Genomic DNA, 272 nt, shown 5'->3' with positions numbered 1-272 from the left:
ACCCCCGTGGCGCATGGTCAGAGCGTGACCGTTGCCTACAGCGACCCCACGGCCAACGACGACACCCGCGCGATACAGGACACTGCCGGCAACGACGTGGCCAGCTTCGCGGCCACTGCGGTGCGCAACGACACACCAGCAGACACCACGGGCCCCACGCTGGCGGCGACCAACCCGATCACGATCGGCGACGACAAACTGCACCTGGGCGAGAGCACCACCGTCGTCATCCGCTTCTCCGAAGACATTGACGCCAACAGCTTCAGCATCGA

General features: G+C 65.8%; 1 pseudogene. It reads left to right on the top strand.

The features are described from left to right. A pseudogene (locus D5041_RS21950) lies at nucleotides 1-272 on the top strand (hypothetical protein); the annotation flags it as partial.

This window comes from Verminephrobacter aporrectodeae subsp. tuberculatae (genome assembly GCF_026127385.1).
Taxonomy (GTDB): Bacteria; Pseudomonadota; Gammaproteobacteria; order Burkholderiales; family Burkholderiaceae_C; genus Acidovorax; species Acidovorax aporrectodeae.
This window is presented reverse-complemented; position numbering and strand designations above follow the sequence as displayed.